This window comes from Actinosynnema sp. NPDC023658, from assembly GCF_040639995.1.
Taxonomy (GTDB): domain Bacteria; phylum Actinomycetota; class Actinomycetes; order Mycobacteriales; family Pseudonocardiaceae; genus Actinosynnema.
Genome location: NZ_JBFAAX010001239.1, coordinates 1 through 1,152, shown reverse-complemented (window position 1 = coordinate 1,152; position 1,152 = coordinate 1). Strand labels below are relative to the sequence as shown.

Sequence of the window (1,152 nt, the reverse complement as noted above, 5' to 3'; positions counted from 1 at the left end):
TAGCCGTCGCCCAGGGGCGTCACGGTGAAGCGCTGGTTCGCGCCGCCGTTGCCCGGCCAGCCGATCACCGGCACGTCGTCGGCCACGCCCGCGTCGTACACGTCCACCGCGAACCCGGTGCCGGTGTTGGTCAGCACCCGCGGGCCCGTCGGCGCGGCGGCGACCCTTGTCAGCTTCACGACGTGCCCGCCGTTGGCGACCGACGCGACGCCGATCGTCTCGCCCGCCTGGATCACCCTGCTGGTGCGGACCAGGCCGGACGGCCCGTCGGTGGTGATCTCGGCGTGCCACGTGCCGGAGCCCAGGAACGCTGTGGAGTACGAGATCGTGCCGGCCGCGCCCCTGCGGATCGCGCCGACGAACCACCGGTCGCCGTCACGCCGCGCCAGGACGGCCCCGGTGGTCGGGTCGCCGGACACGAACCGCGTCTCGTCCCACGTGGTCGGCAGCAGCCGCATCCATCGCTGTGCCTCCGGTCGGGCCTGGTAGTCGCCCACCCGACCGCCCGGCAGCATGATCCCGCTCTCGTACAGCACGCCCAGCGCCAGCTCGGCGGCGTCGCTGTTCGGGTTGCCCTGCTGGAAGCTCATCGGTGAGTAGTCCGCCGGGCCGAGCGCGCCGCGGGTGAACGGGATCGCCGCCACGTGGTCGATCGTGCGCCCGCCCGGGTACTCCTCGCCGCGCACGTCCTCCGTCGTCAGCACGTGCGGCCAGGTCCGGTGCACGCCGACCGGCAGGCGCGCGCCGTGCAGGTCCACCATCAGCCGGTACCGCGCGGTGCTCGCCAGCGCCGCGTCGTACCACTGGTGCCGGGCCTGCGCCTCGGAGTCCATGAAGTCCATCTTCACGCCCGCGACGCCCCAGCCGGTGATGCGGGTGAACTCGGCGTCCCGCTCGGCCTCGGTGTCCAGGTCCTGCCAGTGGTACCAGAGCATGATGCGCACGCCGCGCGCCCGCGCGTAGTCGACCAGCTCGGGGATCCACGTGACGCCCTTCCAGCCGTCGTCCACCAGCAGGTAGGGCCAGCCCTGCGACGAGGCGTAGTCGGCCCACTGCTGGAGCTTCGCCAGGTTCCGCTGCGTGTCGTGCCCGCCGTCGAGCCACGGCCACGCCGCGACGCCCGGCCTGACCCACGACGTGTCGGCCAGCTTC

At 73.4% G+C, this 1,152-nt stretch carries 1 protein-coding gene; it reads right to left on the bottom strand.

From position 1 onward, the window contains the following. Positions 1-1,152: glycoside hydrolase family 97 catalytic domain-containing protein (locus AB0G02_RS39865; protein WP_360805622.1), on the bottom strand; the 1,152-nt coding region annotated here is incomplete at both ends.